Raw genomic sequence first — 16,571 nt, 5'->3', positions numbered from 1 at the left:
GCAAAGACAAAGCCGATGCCCACGCGCCGTATCGCCGTCTTCTCAGCTGCGTCTCTGACTGCCTTGCTCGCACTGCCGCTCGCGGCTGCGATGGGGGAACGTCCTCAGGTGCGGCAGGATTTGACGGCCGAGGATCTCGAACGGGTGCGCAAGGTCACGGCACCGACCACCGACTTCTCCAAGCCAGAAGACTTCGAGGCCATGCAACTGGGCGCGGCGACGTCGACAAAGGCGATTAACCAGGACGCCTTCAGCCACGTCTCGGCCAATCAAAGCTTCGAGGGTGAGGATCGCTTCAAGGTCGGCAATGCCCTCTTCCGAAAGTTCTGGGTTTCCTCCCCCTCCTCCACCGAAGCTTCCGACGGACTGGGCCCGCTCTTCAACGCGCGCGCCTGTCAGAGCTGCCATCTGAAGGATGGGCGGGGCCGCCCGCCGGCCGAAGGCGAGACCGCCGTCTCGATGTTCCTGCGGCTTTCCGTTCCCCCGCGAACGGACGCGGAGCGCCTACAGCTCGCGACGAGGGAACTGACGCGCATTCCGGAGCCGACCTACGGAGGCCAGCTCCAGAATTTCGCCATTCAGGGCTTCGATCCCGAAGGCCAGATGACGATCGATTACGAGGAGATGCCGGTTACGCTCAAAGACGGGACGACGGTGTCGCTCCGCAAGCCGACCTATGGCTTCACGGACCTCAACTGGGGCCCGATGGCGGACGAAGTGATGATCTCGCCGCGCGTCGCCAATCCGATGATCGGGCTTGGCTTCATCGAAACGATCGAGGAGGCGGACATCCGCGCCCTCGCCGACCCGCATGACCGCGACGGAGATGGCATATCGGGCAAGATCTCAGAAGCGCGCGATCCCGAGACCGGCGAGATCGTTCTCGGACGCTTCGGTTGGAAGGCGACGACGCCTTCGATCCGGGTGCAGAGCGCGGAGGCGTTTTCGGGCGATATCGGAATCTCGACGCCGCTCGTCACCGATGCGTTCGGCGAGTGCTCGATCACCCAGATGAAGTGCCGCGATGCACCGTCGGGCGTGCAGGAACGGCTCGGCGAGGTGGAAGCGCCGGACCCGGTGCTCGAACTCGTCAGCTTCTACTCGCGCAACCTCGCAGTGCCGGCCCGGCGCGACGTTGGCGACGGAACGGTCCTCGACGGCAAGCAGGCCTTCTACGAAGCCGGCTGTACATCCTGCCACCAGCCGAAATTTGTGACGTCCCGCAAGGCGGCCGACGAAGCCCAGCGCTTCCAACTGATCTGGCCGTATTCGGACTTCCTCCTGCATGACATGGGCGAGGGTCTCGCGGATCACCGCCCGGTCGGCGATGCCTCGGGAACCGAATGGCGCACCCAGCCACTTTGGGGTATCGGCCTGACGGGCGAGGTCAACGGCAATACGTTCTACCTCCACGACGGCCGAGCGCGCACGCTCGAAGAGGCGATCCTCTGGCATGGCGGCGAGGCGCAAGGCTCGCGTGACGCCTACGCTGCCATGGACTCAGCGACGCGAAAGGCCCTGATCACATTCCTGGAGTCGCTCTGATGCGCCGAATGTCTCGTATTGCCGCCGCTGTTATGGCAGGGCTTCTGATCGCGCCGGGTGCCAGTTTTGCTCAGGATGCCGAGGGTGATGGATCGAGCGCCCGTGCGTTGAACGAAAGTAAGGCGCTGGCGGTCGTCGCAAATGCGATCGAGGGCGCGATTCGTCCGGGTTATGCGGCCCTCGAGGAAGCAGCACGGAAACAAGTCGCGAGCGTCGAAGCGCTTTGCGCCACCCCTGGAGAGGATAAGCTTCTGGAAGCGCGGGACGGCTTCGAGGAGCAGGTTTCAGCCTATGCGGGTATCGAATTCGTCCGCTTCGGCCCAATCCGCGAAGACAACCGGCTCGAACGGCTCGTGTTCTTTCCCGATCCGCGCGGTGTAACGCGCCGGCAGGTGGAAGAGCTTCTTGCGGAAGAGGACGAGAGTGCATCGACGGCTGAAAGCCTCGCGCAGAAATCCGTCGCCGTGCAGGGTCTGCCCGCTCTCGAATTCGTTTTGTTCGGCGAAGGCTCAGACACGCTTGCTACAGCCGACGCTGCCTATCGGTGCAGCTATGGCGAGGCGATCGCGCAGAATGTGGCGAGTATAGCAGGTGAGATTACCGAAGCCTGGGCCGAGGATGACGGCATCTACAAGCGCCTCACCGCACCGAAAGCCGACGATCCAGCCTATCGCAACGCTTCGGACTCGATCGGCGAGATCATATCCGTCTTCACCGAAGGACTGAAGATCATCCGCGACCAACGCATCCGTCCAGCGCTGGGCGAAGAGGGTACGCCGCCGAAAGCCTATCTCTTTCTGTTCAATCGATCGGGTAACGCGCTTGCTGCGCTTCAGGCCGATTTTGCCGGACTATCGACGATGTTCGAGGCAGCCAGTTTCACGGAGGTCCTGCCCAAAGACGAAGCCTTTCTTCAGAACTCGATCTCGTTCGAGTTTCAGGAGGCGAGAGCGACGCTGGACGATGCCGAAGGACCACTTTCCGATACGGTTGCCGACGAAGACGTTCGCGGCAAGCTCGATTACGCAATGATCGTTGCCGGAAGCCTGAGGTCTCAATTCGAGAACCAACTCGCCGCTTCGCTCGGGTTGTCGACCGGCTTCTCCTCTCTCGACGGCGACTGATCAGCCGTGCCCGACCTCTTCGCGTCTCCGCTCGTCTCACGCCGCAGTTTCCTTGCCGGAGCCGGCTCTATGTTCGCCGCCGGCCTTCGGCCCCGTCAGGCGGAAGCGTTCGAGCAAGCTGACGCGCTGTACGCCTCGGCAGTGCGGCGGAAGGATGGCAGTTTCGGGTGCGCCGTTTTCGCCGAAGACGGGCGCATCGTCTGCGACGTGCCGCTGCCCGATCGCGGCCATGACATTGCCTTCGATCCCATCAGCCGCCGGGCCGTCGCATTCGCCCGCAGGCCGCGCACCTTCGCGGTCGTGTTTGATCCGCTTTCTGGAACGATTGAGCGTACGCTGTTGTCGCCCGAGGGGCGGCATTTCTTCGGCCACGGCTTCTTCTCGCCGGACGGCAAGCTGCTCTATGCGACGGAGAACGATTTCGCAGATGCGCGTGGCCTCATCGGCGTTTACGAGGTGGCGCGAGACTTCGCCCGGATCGGCGAGTTCACGACTCACGGGATGGATACCCATGAAGCGCTGCTGATGCCCGACGGGGAGACCCTCGTCGTCGCCAATGGCGGGATCGAAACCCATCCGGATTACGGGCGGCAGAAACTCAACATTCCGACGATGGACCCATCGCTCGTTTTCATCGACCGACGGACCGGCGATCTGATCAGTCAGCATCGACTGCCGCGCGAACTCCACCAGCTCTCGATCCGCCATCTGGCTATCGATTCCAGGTCGCGCGTCTGGTTCGGCTGCCAGTACGAGGGTGCGAGCGTAGACGCGCCCCAACTTGTAGGTTTCGCCTCCGCAGAGAACGGCATGCAACTCGCCGAATTACCGCTCGACCGGTTGGTGCAGCTCTCCAACTACGTCGGATCCGTCGCCACAAACCGGGACGGCAGTCGTATCGCGCTTTCATCGCCCGTGGGCGGCACCTTTCTCATCCTCGATGCTGGGAACGCCGAAATCATTGCCGAACGAAAGATGGCGGATGGGTGCGGGCTTGCACCTTCCAGCCAAGGCTTCATCGCGACCAGCGGCGAAGGCGTCCTCGACGCAATCGGACTGAAGGCGCGCAAGGCGAGCCGGACAATCTACCACTTCGACAATCACATCCTGTCGCTGCGGCGTTCTGCCTGATGGTTCGGGGCCGATCGTGGCCCCCGGGTTCGCATTTCCGCCTTTTCGACGATCTTCAAAATGTCGCGCCGATCCTCCGCATTGAGAACACCCATGGTCTCGGCGAGGCGATTTGCGAGATGGGTGGCATCCGGGGACAGGCCGCCGGTGTCGATGGTCACCCGAGGGTGCGACTTTTCTGCGAGGCGCTGCAGTTCTTCTGCCTCATCCCAGATCACGCCGAGACAACCGATGATCCGATGGACGAGATCGAAAGTCGGCTTGCCACGCCTGCCGTGTTCGAGCGCAGACAGATAAGCGTTCGAGACGCCGATCGCCTTGGCCATCTCGCCTTGGGTCATACCACGCTCGCGCCGAAGCGCTCGCAGATGTTCGCCAAAGGGGGTCATGAAATTCGCCTCATCCTCGCCTGCGCACCCTCACATAGAGCGCGCCTTCTCCGCCGTGATGGCGCTCGGCGCTCTCGAACGCCGAAACCAGCGCGCGGAACTCCGTGCTGGCAAACCAGAGTGGCACCATGCGGCGCAGGATACCGCGCGAGCCACCTGGCTTGCCACGCCCGGTGATGACGAGCACATGGCGCAAGCCGAGCGCTTGAGCCTGGCGCAGGAAGTTCGAAAGCGCCGCATGGGCGCGGTCTTGTGTCATCTCGTGTAGATCGATCCGCGCCTCGATCGCTATCCGGCCCTTCGAAATCTTCCGGCGGGTTGGCCGCTCGATCGTTGGCTGTACCTGCAACGGCTTCGGCTGTGTCCGTTTCGCTGGTAGCGGCGCGAGTGCCGGCCGGGGCTCGTGGAGGGGCGGATGGGCCTCGTTCTTCGGTCGCGGCATCTCCTCCGACGATACTTCCGGAACGGCTTTGTTCTTCAGGGGGACGGCGGTGCGCGCTACGCTCGCCCAGAGCCGCCTGTCTTCCGGAGAAAGGGACTTCGGGCGCTTCATTGAATAAGTTTCGCGGCCAGCGAGCGTGGCACCAGAACCGCAAAGTCGGCAGCATGGCGCACCCGTCCCGCGATATCGCCGGCAGCATCGCCCGAGCCGAGAAAGATATCGGCACGGGCATTGCCGATGATCGCAGAGCCCGTGTCTTGCGCAACCGCAATCCGCCGATAGGGCGTCCCATCGATCGCCAGATCGGGCGCATCGATGAGATACGGCACGCCGTAGGTCGCACGCTCGCGGTCGACCGCGATCGATGCGAGCGGCGTCAGAGGTACCTTGGCTGCGCCGACCGGACCGAGCCTTTCATCGATCAACGAGTGCTCGGCAAAGAAGATGAAGGACCTGTTGTGATCGAAGAGCCAGCGCAGCCGGTCTGGATGGCGCTCCAGCCAGCCGCGGATGCCAGCCATATCGGCCTCGGCAAGACTCAGTTCGCCGCTGTCCACCAGCACTTTGCCGATCGCAGTGAAAGGGTGGCCGGTCTTGGCCGCATAGCCGACGCGCTTGACGGTGCCGTCGGTCATACGGAGTCGTGCCGACCCTTGGACATGTATGAAGAAGGCGTCAACCGGGCTCTTCAGCCAGGCAATCTCGAGACCATGTCCGCGCAGCGCTCCACGTTCGATCGCCGGGCGGTCGGCATACTCTTCCAGAAGCCCTGAAGGCAGACGCCGTGCAAAACGGAAGCTCTCGTCCATACCCGGCGGGCGATTGACCGAGTCGACCTTCACCAGGTCGGCCGGTTTCCTGTAAAGCGGCGTTCGATATTCGTTCGTCGGAGCGGCGGCGGCCTCGACCTCCGGTTCATAATAACCGGTGACGAAACCGCGTTTTCGAGGCGATTCCGATTCGGGTCGCAAATTCAACACGGTGAAGTGGGTGCGGAAGAACGCCGTGGCGTCAGCGTTGGTAATATCGTTCGGCGATGCAAGCGCAGCCATCGCCGCAGCACGATAGGCGATGGGATCGAGGCCCAACGAGCCCGGTTTGTAACGGCCTTCGAGCAGCTCCGCTGCGCTCCTTCGGAAAGCCGAAAAAGCCTCGGTATGGCCGAGAGAGTCGTCGGCCAGAATACCATCGCCGAGCATGGAGAACGGCCGCATCGGGCGGGCGGCCGAACTTATTCTTCGGATTCGGTTCCGACGAGCTTCCAGTTCGGATCACGGGACTTCGTGTCGCGGCCGAAGGTCCAGATGTCGCGGACCTCGACGACAGTCTCCATGTCCCCGTCGAGCACGTCGCCATTGGAATTGAGTGTCGCTGAGATCATTTCCGAAACAATACGGATCGTCACGAGCGCCTCGCGTCCTCGTAGTTCCGCAGAGACGATTTTAGCGTCGTCGATCCCGATGAACGAGGAGCGCATGGTTTCGCCGCTCTCTTCACGCGTTGCGATCGCCGCTTCGAAACCTTCGTAGACGTCCGGCGAAAGCAGGTTTCGCAATGTGTTCCGATCGCCCTGCGCAAAAGCATCGACAACCATTTCGTAGGCGATCTTCGCCCCTTCGAGGAACTCTTTGGGGTCGAAGTTCGGATCAGCATCCTTGATCTTGCGCAGCTCCTTGTTGAGCGGCGTTCCGGTCTCGGAAACTCGGTCGATTTCGGCATAACGCACGCCGGCCGGCACGTCTTCGTTTCGGTCGTTCGCACGCCTGTTCGGTAGCGTCACGACATTGTCGCCGGCCGCATCCTCGCTTTCGCCCGATCGGTCTCGCGACCGATTGCGGGTATATGGGTCGAACGGCGGACGCTCGTTGCCGGTTCGCCGGCCAAGAACGTTATAGAGCTGGAAGAGGACGATCGCCGCCAACACGATAATGAAAATCGTCCCAAAACTCATAATTCGGCAAACCCTTGGTCTTCTGGTCGTCGTGATTTTCGTCGCTACCGGATCGCGTCCATATAAGAGGAACGGGTCCCGCATTCAAATCGCCGCTTCGGCTTCCTATCTTCAGGACGACCGCGTTCTGCGGCAGCTTGGCGCGCGAAGGATCGCGACGCATTATACGCCGCCGCGACGTATGTTCCAGCTTCGAAGAAGTGACGAAACCGATGCCTTTTGCCCTGATCCCCTTTCTGCTGCTCGTGGTGCCGATCGTCGAGATCGCGGTGTTCATCTCGGTCGGCCAGCTGATCGGCCTGTGGCCGACAATAGGCTTCATCATCTTGACGGCGGTGATAGGCTCTATCCTGCTGCGAAGCCAGGGGATCTCGACGCTCAATCGCATCCGCTCCGAAATCGATGCGAAAAGGGTGCCAGGCAAGGAACTGGTCTCCGGTGTCATGATAGCGATCGCCGGCGTGCTGCTCCTGACGCCTGGTTTCATCACCGACGCGCTCGGCTTCCTGCTCTTCGTGCCAAAGTTGCGTGACAGTGTCTGGTCCTTTCTAAAGAACCGCGTCGTGGTCGTTGGCTCTCGGGCTACCGGTCGGTTTGGAGATCGCGATCCTTACGCCCGCGAACAGAGGGGCCCGATCGACGATGGCGAATTGCGCCGGCCTTCTAGCCGCCCCGATGTCGTCGACCTCTCGGGCGATGAGTTCAAGCGCCGCCGAGATCCGACTTCGCCGTGGAATGCGGGGAAGGACGACGGCAAACCAACGATCCATTGAGCGATCAGCGCCGCACCCCGCTTTTCGCACGCTCGCCTATGCGATATTCCTATAGGTCAATCAATCGAACGGCAGTCTTGTCCGTTCCGGGCGTGCGTGTTAGCTCGCTCGCAAGAATGCCGGGCACTCGAAATCCGAAATGCCGCAGGCAAACGATCAATTAACATGACCGGAAGCGGTCCCTTCGGCCTCAGGCGCTCGCGCGGTCGAGATGATACTTTGGAGAAACCATGTCCGACACCACCGGCCAGGCGCCGAACGCCAACGGAAACGGCGCGCAGACCGGCGAGGCGCAACCGCAACTGAACATCCTCACGCAGTATGTGCGCGACCTCTCCTTCGAGAGCCCCCAGGCACCGGGCGCCTTGCGCAATCGCCAGCAGGCTCCGGGCATCAACATCGGCGTCAACGTCACCGCCAATCAGGTTGATGGCTCTCAGACCGATTTCGACGTGCGCCTGAAGCTTGATGCAAAGGCAGGCGAAGGCGATCAGACCCTGTTCCACGCCGAGCTCGAATACGGTGGCGTGTTTCGCCTGCAGAATTTCAAAGAGGAGCATCGGGTACCGGTACTCTTCATCGAGTGCCCACGTCTTCTCTTCCCGTTCGCGCGTCAGATCATCTCAGATGTCACGCGAAATGGCGGCTTCCCACCACTCATGATAGATCCGATCGACTTTGCACAGCTCTTCCAGCAGCGGGTCGCCGAAGAGCGCGCCCGTCAACAGGTTCAGCAGACCTCGCAGCCGAGCTGAGCGCGGAAGCACAATCTCCTGAAATTAAAAGCCGGTGCGGTCGCTTCGCGCCGGCTTTTTTCGTGTCCGGTTTTCACGGCCCGGCAACGGCGACTTCGGCGGTGCAGACCAGCTCTATTCTGCCGCGACGCTCTCCTTAACTTGTCGCGGCAGATACCGCCACCAGAGCGCTTCATCTCCGAGGCTCTCGACAAACGCGAGATGGCGCGAGGCCTCGTCTTCACTCAATCGGGGCGCCAGTGGCGCTTCACGCGCTGAAACCGCGACCGGGCCGCCTGCTTCGCCACTGGCATAGGTCTCGTCTGCCTCTACGATCAGCCCGAGCGATGACTGCCTTCCGCCGATGAGCTCGATATAGACGTCTGCCAGCAGTTCGGAGTCCAGCAATGCCCCGTGCTTCTCCCGCTTTGACGTATCCACGGCGAAACGGGAGCAGAGCGCATCGAGACTTGCCGGCGCCATCGGGAACTTGCGCCGGGCCATAGCCAGGGTGTCTATGACAAGCGACGGCTCGATCGGCGGATGGCGGAGACGTTGCAGTTCGGCGTTCAGAAAGCCGATATCGAAATTTGCATTATGCGCGATCAGCTTGGCATCAGAAAAGAAGGCAACGAACTCGTCCGCGATTTCCTCGAAGAGCGGCTTGTCGAGGAGAAATTCGTCGGAGATGCCATGCACGTCGAACGCTGCCGGATCGACCTTGCGACCGGCAGGGCGGATATACTGATGATAGGTCTTGCCTGTCGGAATGTGGTTCCAGAGTTCGACACCGCCGATCTCGATGACCCTGTCGATCGTGTTGTCGAGCCCTGTCGTTTCGGTATCGAAAACGATCTCACGCATGGGGCTTCCTCCTCGGCAGGCTTACGCCCGTATCAATCGCGTCCAGCCAAGAACTTCAAGCTCGAATTCGATGACTGGTCATGTCATCCACCATGCATCGAATTTGTTCCTGTTTTGTTTTAAAAAGACTTTACCTTCAGGATTTCTCTTCCCCAAGGAAAGAATGCGGAACACTCCTTCGATGAACTGCCATCCTTCGCCGAATGGGCCATCGTTCCTATAAACATTCCCACGAGATCGCTTGGTGCCGAAATCATTCCGGGCTCAAGCAACTGAAAGCACGAACGGAGACGCCTCTTGAGTGTCGGACTCATCGCACTTCTCGACGACATATCGGCCATCGCCAAAGTCGCGGTCTCTTCGCTCGACGACGTCGGAGCGCAGGCGGCAAAAGCTGGCTCCAAGGCCGCCGGGGTCGTCATTGACGATGCCGCAGTAACGCCGAGATATGTGACAGGCTTCAAACCCGAGCGCGAACTGCCGATTATCTGGCGGATTACGCTTGGCTCGCTCAAGAACAAGCTGCTCTTCCTGCTGCCGGTCGCCTTGCTTCTCTCCGAATTCGCGCCCTGGGCAATCACTCCATTGCTCATGCTCGGCGGATTTTACCTCTGTTACGAAGGTGCCGAGAAGGTTTTCGAATGGTTCTTCCCTCACAAGGCGCACAGCCACGAGAAGAAGACCGGCGCAAAACCGGAGGATCCGCAGGCGCTCGAAGACCAGAAGGTGAAGGGCGCGATTTCGACCGACTTCATCCTATCGGCGGAAATCATGGCTATCACACTCGCGGGTTTGCCCGATGACGGCAGCCTGCTTACCCGCGCCGCGGTCCTCGCGATCGTCGCGATCGCCGTAACGGTCGGTGTGTATGGGACAGTGGCGATCATCGTAAAGATGGACGATATCGGGCTTGCGATGGCAAAATCCAAAGCTGGCGCCCTCTTGCAGTCGGTCGGACGTGGCATCGTCGTCGCGATGCCGTACTTCCTGAAACTTCTCGGTATCGTCGGAACCGCCGCGATGATTTGGGTCGGCGGCGGTATTCTGGTCCATGGTCTCGCAGAGTATGGCCGAGCCGGACCCGAGCACTTCATTGAAGGTATCGCCGAGCGCATCGCCCATGGCATCGGGACGTTGGAGGGCTTTCTCCACTGGCTCGTGACGGCCACCGGCTCGGGTCTCATCGGGCTTGGCGCGGGGCTCGCGCTGATCCCTATTGTCGGAAAGGTGATTGCACCGCTCTACCGCTCGATCACCGGCAAGACCGCCGATGCTGCCCACTGAAGACTGTTGGCCAGAAATCGCCGCCTTCGTGCCTGCGTATCAAAACTGAACGGTATCGGGCTATGCTCAGTAATTGGTGGCGGGCTCGTTGAGCAGATAGGCGTTATTTTCCCAGTCCGCGTTTCGCACTTCGGGCGATGGCATGGCGCAGCTTGAGAGTAGAAGAGCGGCGATGAGACATATGGCAGCGCGCATCAGTTCGTCTCCAGGTCGTTGTACGCAAAGGCGGTCGAGCTGCAATAAAAGCTCGTACGCGGCGAAAGCAAGGTGCAGCGCACGGGTCCCGTCTCGCGAAAAAGGCATCGAATCTGCCGGCATCCCTCTCGTCCGCGAAGCTTGAGGCCGTCGTCGCTTGCAAGCCAGGCCGCACCGTTGGAAACGCGACCAAAACAACTATAGAAACTCAGAAATACGACCGCACGCCATGACCGACACCAGATATCTCTCCCAACTAGGCCGTCACACCGATACGCCGCAGTCGCCGGAAGAAGCGACCCTGGAGACGGTGCCGTTCGAGACTGGCGATGAAATGCCGCCCGTCGTACGGTTCACATGCCCGGAATTTACTTCTCTCTGCCCAGTCACCGGCCAGCCGGATTTCGCTCATCTCGTGATCGACTACGTGCCCGAGAAACGCCTCGTCGAATCGAAATCGCTGAAACTCTTCCTGACGAGTTTCCGCAATCATGGGTCTTTCCACGAAAGCTGTACGATGATGGTGGCGAAGCGCATCGTCGAGGCCACCCAGCCGCGTTGGCTGCGGATCGGCGGTTACTGGTATCCGCGTGGTGGCATCCCGATCGATGTCTTCTGGCAGACCGGCTCGGCACCGGAAGGCATATTCCTTCCAGATCAGGGTGTTCCGCCTTATCGCGGTCGCGGATAAGCCGTTGAGAAAACCGGTGGAGCGCTACCGGCTATTCGCGTGCGAGCATACCGCTTTCCCAGCCGAGCATCGCCCGCTTGCGGGTGATGCCCCAGTGATAGCCGGTCAGTGCGCCGCCCTTGCCGACGACCCGGTGGCACGGCACCACGAAGGAGATAGGGTTTCTGCCCACAGCCGCTCCCACCGCCCGGGCCGCCTTCGGCGCGCCGATCCGACCTGCGATGGCAGAGTAAGTCGTCGCTTGCCCGAACGGTATTTTGGTCAACGCCTCCCAGACACGCACTTCGAAGTCCGTCCCAATGAGAACGATCCGCAACGGATGGTCGGACCGCCAGTTGAGAGGATCGAACACACGGTCTGCAAGTGGCCGCGTCGCATCCCGGTTCTCGACGAAAGCGGCTTTTGGCCAGCGCCGCTGCATGTCAGCGAGTGCATAGGCCCGACCCGCCGTCGTGTCGTCAGAGAATCCTATTCCGGCGAGCCCGCGCTCCGTCGCCACAACTATCGAAATGCCGAAAGGCGTCGGGTGGTAGCCGTAAAAGAGCGTGAGACCCTCGCCCTTCGCCTTGTAGGCGCCCGGGGATTGAGCCTCGTGCTTGACGAAAAGGTCATGGAGCCGCGAGGGCCCCGATAGGCCGACCTCGTAGGCTGCATCGAGCAGCGGCAAACCTTCGCCGAGGAGCCGTCGCGCATGATCGAGGGTAACCGCCTGGAGAAACGCCTTCGGCGAAAGCCCGCACCACCGCCGAAAGGTCGAGGAGAGGCGCGTCTCGTCGACATCCAGGCGACGGGCGAGTTCAGACAGACTTGGTTGCTCACGGAAATCGAGCGAGACCCGTTCGATGGCGCGCTTGACGAGATCGTAGTCAGTGCGATCCGTGGTGACCGACCCCTCGTCCGGGTTACCCGCCCCCAAGCGATCGAGGTCAGTCTCTATCGCTTGGGCACGGATGTCTCTGGTCGGTGTCATGACGTCCAGCATGGCATGAATCTCCTTTCTAGAGGAGATAACCGAGCCGGTGCTCGTCCAACCACCCGTTTTCTTTCGCGCCAGTGGAACGGTGCTGTGGTGAGAAAGCACCGCCGGAGGTCGAATGACCATGGTGGCGCAAGGGGTCTGCTTTTCCTTTCCCCGAACACGCCCACGCCGAAAGCCCCGGTGTTGGAGCGGGGTTTTTGGGTGTGCTGTGTGTGTGTGTTTTTCTGAGAAGAAGGGTTTTGTTTTGCTTGGGATTTGCGGACCTGGCGGCGACCGACTTTCCCGCGTCTTGAGACGAAGTATCATGGGCGCTGGTGCGTTTCACGGCCGAGTTCGGAATGGGATCGGGTGGGGGCGCACCGCTATGACCACCAGGTCGGCAAATACCAAGCAGGGCGAGAAGCTGGGAGTTTGTTGTCGCTCACGGCAGGCTTGCTATCGCAAGCCGCCTGCGCGTGCGCGGCCTGACCGGCCGGCGCTCGTTCGAGCGGTGGTGGTGGCTCGCGCGAGATCGCGGTGAAGTCCCGTGGAGATCTCCGCGAAGGATTTCTCCGAAGGCTGGCGTCGGGCGACTGCCCGTCGGCGCTTTTGCGCCGCCCCGTCCGGAGCGCTTCGCGCGTGAGGACGCAACTCAAGAAGAATGTTGATCGCCTTTGGCGATCAACATGATGATCATGGGCGAATGGGAACGATCAAGTTCGTTCGGGCGATTAGTACCGGTAAGCTTCACAGGTTGCCCTGCTTCCACACCCGGCCTATCGACGTGGTGGTCTACCACGGCCCTGATAGGGAGCACTCGTTTTCAGGTGGGTTTCCCGCTTAGATGCCTTCAGCGGTTATCCCGACCGGATATAGCTACCCTGCAATGCGGCTGGCGCCACAACAGGTCCACCAGAGATCCGTCCATCCCGGTCCTCTCGTACTAGGGACAGATCCTGTCAATGCTCCGACACCCACGGCAGATAGGGACCGAACTGTCTCACGACGTTCTGAACCCAGCTCACGTACCGCTTTAATTGGCGAACAGCCAAACCCTTGGGACCTGCTCCAGCCCCAGGATGCGATGAGCCGACATCGAGGTGCCAAACAACCCCGTCGATATGGACTCTTGGGGGTCATCAGCCTGTTATCCCCGGCGTACCTTTTATCCGTTGAGCGATGGCCCTTCCACTCGGGGACCACCGGATCACTATGACCGACTTTCGTCTCTGCTCGACTTGTCTGTCTCGCAGTCAGGCGGGCTTATGCCATTGCACTCGACGAGCGATTTCCGACCGCTCTGAGCCCACCATCGCGCGCCTCCGTTACGCTTTAGGAGGCGACCGCCCCAGTCAAACTACCCACCATACACTGTCCCGGATCCGGATGACGGACCGCGGTTAGACATCCATGACGGCAAGGGTGGTATTTCAAGGATGGCTCCACGCAAACTGGCGTCCACGCTTCAAAGCCTACCACCTATCCTACACGTGCCGACACGAATGCCAGTGTAAAGCTATAGTAAAGGTGCACGGGGTCTTCCGTCTGACCGCAGGAACCCCGCATCTTCACGGGGAATTCAATTTCACTGAGTCTGTGCTGGAGACAGCGGGGAAGTCGTTACGCCATTCGTGCAGGTCGGAACTTACCCGACAAGGAATTTCGCTACCTTAGGACCGTTATAGTTACGGCCGCCGTTTACTGGGGCTTCGATTCAAGGCGTGAACCTCTCCTCTTAACCTTCCAGCACCGGGCAGGCGTCAGACCCTATACGTCGTCTTATGCGACTTCGCAGAGCCCTGTGTTTTTGATAAACAGTCGCTACCCCCTGGTCTGTGCCACCCCCACCTACTTGCGTAAATGGAGGTCACGCTTCTTCCGAAGTTACGCGTGCAATTTGCCGAGTTCCTTCAGCACAGTTCTCTCAAGCGCCTGGGTATTCTCTACCAATCCACCTGTGTCGGTTTCGGGTACGGTCTATAAGATGGAGCTCTTTCCTGGAACCGCTTCACCGCAACCTCAATCCAATAAGAGATTACGATACACGCGATCCGTCACTTTCCATCAGGCCCACGAATATTAAACGTGGTTCCCATCGCCTACGCCTTTCGGCCTCGGCTTAGGGGCCGGCTAACCCTGCTCAGATTAACTTTAAGCAGGAACCCTTGGATTTTCGGCGAGGGAGTCTCTCACTCCCTTTATCGTTACTCATGTCAGCATTCGCACTTCCAATACCTCCACGGCTCCTCACGGATACCGCTTCACAGGCTTATGGAACGCTCCGCTACCACTTGCCATAAGACAAGTCCTCAGCTTCGGTGCATGGCTTCAGCCCCGGTACATTTTCGGCGCAAAGACCCTTGTTTAGACCAGTGAGCTGTTACGCTTTCTTTAAATGATGGCTGCTTCTAAGCCAACATCCTGGTTGTTTTGGGATCTTCACATCCTTTCCCACTTAGCCATGACTTGGGGACCTTAGCTGGAGGTCAGGGTTGTTGCCCTCTCGACGACGGACGTTAGCACCCGCCGTCTGTCTGCCGGATAGGACTCCTCGGTATTCGGAGTTTGGTTAGGATCAGTAAGACGGTGAGTCCCCATAGCCCATCCAGTGCTCTACCCCCGAGGGTCTTCATCCGACGCTCTACCTAAATAGATTTCGCGGAGAACCAGCTATTTCCGAGTTTGATTGGCCTTTCACCCCTAGCCACACGTCATCCCGATCTATTGCAACAGATATGGGTTCGGCCCTTCAGTGCGTGTTACCGCACCTTCAGCCTGCGCATGGCTAGATCACTCGGTTTCGGGTCTAATCCGACGAACTGAACGCCCTGTTCAGACTCGCTTTCGCTGCGCCTACACCTATCGGCTTAAGCTTGCTCGCCAGACTAAGTCGCTGACCCATTATACAAAAGGTACGCCGTCACCCGGTCATCAAATGCTTCGCATTTGTTGACCGTGCTCCCTTGTTATTGCTTTGGCTTCAGTCGCCAGCGCGGCCATCCGGCCGCTCGGCTTTCGTCCCGTTCGGGACGCCGCTTCGTTCAAAGCGGGGCTGTCCGCGCGATGTGTCGCCTATCGGCGACGCGCTCGGACCTGCCACACTCAAGCTTGCCCGCAAGACGCCCGAAGACGCCCTCGTCAGCCACCGTCCGCGCCCGCGACCCCGAAAGGGTCGCACATGGCAAGGACAGCCAAAGGCCGACCGGCCGTCGCGCCTGATGGCGCGTTAGCCAAGGTCGCGGATGCGACCGCCGGCGCTTGAGGCCAAGCAATAAAAGGAAACCGGCTTCAAATTCGAAGAATTTGAAGACCGGGCTTCGACTGTTTGTAGGCATTCGGTTTCAGGTTCTCTTTCACTCCCCTCGTCGGGGTGCTTTTCACCTTTCCCTCACGGTACTGGTTCGCTATCGGTCATGCACGAGTACTTAGGCTTGGAGGGTGGTCCCCCCATGTTCGAACAGGATTTCACGTGTCCCGCCCTACTCAAGGATCTTGATCAAAATTACGCCTACGGGGCTGTCACCCAATCTCGCAACGCTTTCCAACGTCTTCAGCTTGTTCAATCAAAACCACTGGCCTGGTCCGCGTTCGCTCGCCGCTACTAACAGAGTCTCGGTTGATGTCCTTTCCTCCAGGTACTGAGATGTTTCAGTTCCCCGGGTTCGCTTCTTTGACCCTATGGATTCAGACCAAAGATACTTTCACTGACTACCGTTAATCCTAGCCGCTCACGCCAGATCGCTACGCGATCGGCTCCGCGAGGGCGGGCCATAAGGCCCGACGGCCGGTCGGCCTTTGTGGCTGCCACACTCGCCATCACGGCAAGTGCGCCAACATCAAAGACCGCAGATCACCCTCTCGGGCCATCAACGGCTCAACGGTTAGAACTTAACGGTAGTCGAAAGTGGGTTGCCCCATTCGGAAATCGCCGGATCAAAGCTTATTCGCAGCTCCCCGACGCTTATCGCAGCGTATCACGTCCTTCATCGCCTGTGCATGCCAAGGCATCCACCAAATGCCCTTCAGACACTTGATCGTTCCCATCGCCCATGATCATCGGTTCAAAACCCTTAAAGGGTTTTGGACCGTTGTTCCTTATCGCTCACGCCAGATCGCTTGCGCGATCGGCTCCGCGGGGGCGGCCTGACCGGCCGTCGCCCGTTCGGGCTCTGGTGTCCGTTCCCCCTTTTGCAAAGGAACACCCACCATCGACGCCAATATCCGCCCGCTCGTCAGAACGGCCGAATGGAGCTCGAAGGAAACAGTTGAGAGAGATCATGGTCGATCAGATCATTCTTCTTGAGATCGCACCGCATGATTGACCCTGATCCAGCCCCCGAAGGAACTAAAGACCAAAGCCTCCTGCAGCGGTGCGTCATGCCGGCTGGTTGTCTAGACCAACCGGCGAAAGACCAGCTTCTCGAAACGGATCCGGACGATGCGCGGTCAGGCGACATCAACTTCAAATGACAGGAACCGTCTAGTCCAGC

14 protein-coding genes and 2 rRNA genes are annotated in these 16,571 nt (G+C 60.1%); 7 read left to right on the top strand and 9 right to left on the bottom strand.

The window, feature by feature from the left end; translation table 11 throughout:
* Window positions 1-15 precede the first annotated feature (15 nt).
* The 3 genes from FP2506_RS15080 to FP2506_RS15070 are packed head-to-tail and all read left to right on the top strand — an operon-like array spanning window position 16 to window position 3,800.
* Window positions 16-1,545 (top strand): di-heme oxidoreductase family protein, encoded by a 1,530-nt coding sequence (locus FP2506_RS15080; protein WP_007068412.1) that lies wholly within the window; start codon window positions 16-18, stop codon window positions 1,543-1,545.
* Window positions 1,545-2,669 (top strand): imelysin family protein, encoded by a 1,125-nt coding sequence (locus FP2506_RS15075; RefSeq protein ID WP_050765088.1) that lies wholly within the window; start codon window positions 1,545-1,547, stop codon window positions 2,667-2,669. The genes FP2506_RS15080 and FP2506_RS15075 overlap by 1 nt, the downstream gene beginning before the upstream one ends.
* 6 nt (window positions 2,670-2,675) lie before the next feature.
* Window positions 2,676-3,800: a DUF1513 domain-containing protein gene (locus FP2506_RS15070; RefSeq protein WP_040489176.1), complete on the top strand. Its 1,125-nt coding sequence runs from the start codon at window positions 2,676-2,678 to the stop codon at window positions 3,798-3,800.
* Here FP2506_RS15070 and FP2506_RS15065 read toward each other — a convergent pair.
* From FP2506_RS15065 to FP2506_RS15050, 4 genes are read right to left on the bottom strand one after another with little or no spacing between them, the layout of a single operon-like run.
* Window positions 3,770-4,189, bottom strand: coding sequence for a helix-turn-helix domain-containing protein (locus FP2506_RS15065; RefSeq protein ID WP_050765086.1), 420 nt, complete (start codon window positions 4,187-4,189; stop codon window positions 3,770-3,772). The two genes, FP2506_RS15070 and FP2506_RS15065, sit on opposite strands and share 31 nt — an antisense overlap.
* Before the next feature lie 10 nt (window positions 4,190-4,199).
* Complete coding sequence (locus tag FP2506_RS15060) at window positions 4,200-4,742, bottom strand: Smr/MutS family protein (RefSeq protein ID WP_007068407.1); 543 nt, start codon at window positions 4,740-4,742, stop codon at window positions 4,200-4,202.
* A complete protein-coding gene (gene mltA / locus FP2506_RS15055) occupies window positions 4,739-5,845 on the bottom strand; it encodes a murein transglycosylase A (protein WP_007068406.1) in 1,107 nt (368 codons plus the stop codon). Before mltA ends, FP2506_RS15060 begins: the two co-directional genes overlap by 4 nt.
* 17 nt (window positions 5,846-5,862) lie before the next feature.
* A complete protein-coding gene (locus FP2506_RS15050) occupies window positions 5,863-6,582 on the bottom strand; it encodes a Tim44/TimA family putative adaptor protein (RefSeq protein WP_040489175.1) in 720 nt (239 codons plus the stop codon).
* Window positions 6,583-6,794: 212 nt separating this feature from the next.
* Here FP2506_RS15050 and FP2506_RS15045 point away from each other — a divergent pair, with 212 nt between their 5' ends.
* Window positions 6,795-7,355 carry an FxsA family protein gene (locus FP2506_RS15045; protein ID WP_007068403.1) on the top strand — a complete coding sequence of 187 codons (561 nt, stop codon included), beginning with the start codon at window positions 6,795-6,797 and terminating at the stop codon, window positions 7,353-7,355.
* 230 nt (window positions 7,356-7,585) lie between these two features.
* Window positions 7,586-8,110 (top strand): protein-export chaperone SecB, encoded by a 525-nt coding sequence (gene secB, locus FP2506_RS15040; protein ID WP_007068402.1) that lies wholly within the window; start codon window positions 7,586-7,588, stop codon window positions 8,108-8,110.
* A gap of 114 nt (window positions 8,111-8,224) precedes the next feature.
* Here the strand turns inward: secB and dnaQ are convergent, their stop codons facing one another.
* Window positions 8,225-8,953: a DNA polymerase III subunit epsilon gene (dnaQ, locus tag FP2506_RS15035; RefSeq protein ID WP_007068401.1), complete on the bottom strand. Its 729-nt coding sequence runs from the start codon at window positions 8,951-8,953 to the stop codon at window positions 8,225-8,227.
* A 297-nt stretch (window positions 8,954-9,250) separates the two neighbouring features.
* Between dnaQ and FP2506_RS15030 the strand changes: the two genes are divergently transcribed.
* Window positions 9,251-10,237, top strand: a complete 987-nt coding sequence (locus tag FP2506_RS15030) for a DUF808 domain-containing protein (protein WP_007068400.1) — start codon at window positions 9,251-9,253, stop codon at window positions 10,235-10,237.
* A gap of 66 nt (window positions 10,238-10,303) precedes the next feature.
* On the opposite strand, the gene FP2506_RS19385 is transcribed toward FP2506_RS15030, so the two are convergent.
* On the bottom strand, window positions 10,304-10,432 hold the full coding sequence (locus FP2506_RS19385) for a hypothetical protein (RefSeq protein ID WP_274533417.1): 129 nt from the start codon (window positions 10,430-10,432) through the stop codon (window positions 10,304-10,306).
* 229 nt (window positions 10,433-10,661) lie between these two features.
* On the opposite strand from FP2506_RS19385, the gene queF reads away from it, so the two are divergent.
* Window positions 10,662-11,123, top strand: coding sequence for a preQ(1) synthase (gene queF / locus FP2506_RS15020; protein ID WP_007068398.1), 462 nt, complete (start codon window positions 10,662-10,664; stop codon window positions 11,121-11,123).
* Window positions 11,124-11,154: 31 nt separating this feature from the next.
* On the opposite strand, the gene FP2506_RS15015 is transcribed toward queF, so the two are convergent.
* The 3 genes from FP2506_RS15015 to FP2506_RS15005 all read right to left on the bottom strand — a co-directional run bounded on the left by FP2506_RS15015 (window position 11,155) and on the right by FP2506_RS15005 (window position 16,117).
* The gene (locus FP2506_RS15015; RefSeq protein ID WP_007068397.1) at window positions 11,155-12,105 is read right to left on the bottom strand and encodes a bifunctional helix-turn-helix domain-containing protein/methylated-DNA--[protein]-cysteine S-methyltransferase; all 951 of its coding nucleotides are present in this window, start codon (window positions 12,103-12,105) and stop codon (window positions 11,155-11,157) included.
* 258 nt (window positions 12,106-12,363) lie between these two features.
* Window positions 12,364-12,478, bottom strand: a 5S ribosomal RNA gene (rrf, locus tag FP2506_RS15010).
* A gap of 312 nt (window positions 12,479-12,790) precedes the next feature.
* Window positions 12,791-16,117 (bottom strand): 23S ribosomal RNA (locus FP2506_RS15005).
* Between the last annotated feature and the right edge of the window lie 454 nt (window positions 16,118-16,571).

This window comes from Fulvimarina pelagi HTCC2506 (assembly GCF_000153705.1).
GTDB classification, from domain to species: domain Bacteria; phylum Pseudomonadota; class Alphaproteobacteria; order Rhizobiales; family Rhizobiaceae; genus Fulvimarina; species Fulvimarina pelagi.
This window is presented reverse-complemented; position numbering and strand designations above follow the sequence as displayed.